This window comes from Bacillus sp. sid0103 (assembly GCF_019219025.1).
Genome location: NZ_JAHUWN010000124.1, coordinates 1 through 350, shown reverse-complemented (window position 1 = coordinate 350; position 350 = coordinate 1). Strand labels below are relative to the sequence as shown.

Annotated in this window: 1 tRNA gene and 1 rRNA gene; both read left to right on the top strand. The window is 49.1% G+C overall.

From position 1 onward, the window contains the following. Positions 1-5: 5 nt before the first annotated feature. Positions 6-122, top strand: a 5S ribosomal RNA gene (gene rrf, locus KW850_RS32780). Between the two features lie 83 nt (positions 123-205). Further along, positions 206-279: transfer RNA gene (locus KW850_RS32775), tRNA-Met, on the top strand. Positions 280-350: the final 71 nt, after the last annotated feature.

Genomic DNA, 350 nt, shown 5'->3' with positions numbered 1-350 from the left:
AATAGTCTGGCAATTATGGCGAGAAGGTCACACCCGTTCCCATACCGAACACGGAAGTTAAGCTTCTCAGCGCCAATGGTAGTTGGGACACGCGTCCCTGTGAGAGTAGGACGTTGCCAGGCTGTATTATTTTAAATACCATGCATAATTTTATGTCTAGGTAATATAATAGTATGGTGCAGTAATTTAAATGTTTTTTTATCGTCGCGGGGTGGAGCAGTCTGGTAGCTCGTCGGGCTCATAACCCGAAGGTCGCAGGTTCAAATCCTGTCCCCGCAATTTGGTCCGGTAGTTCAGTTGGTTAGAATGCCTGCCTGTCACGCAGGAGGTCGCGGGTTCGAGTCCCGTCC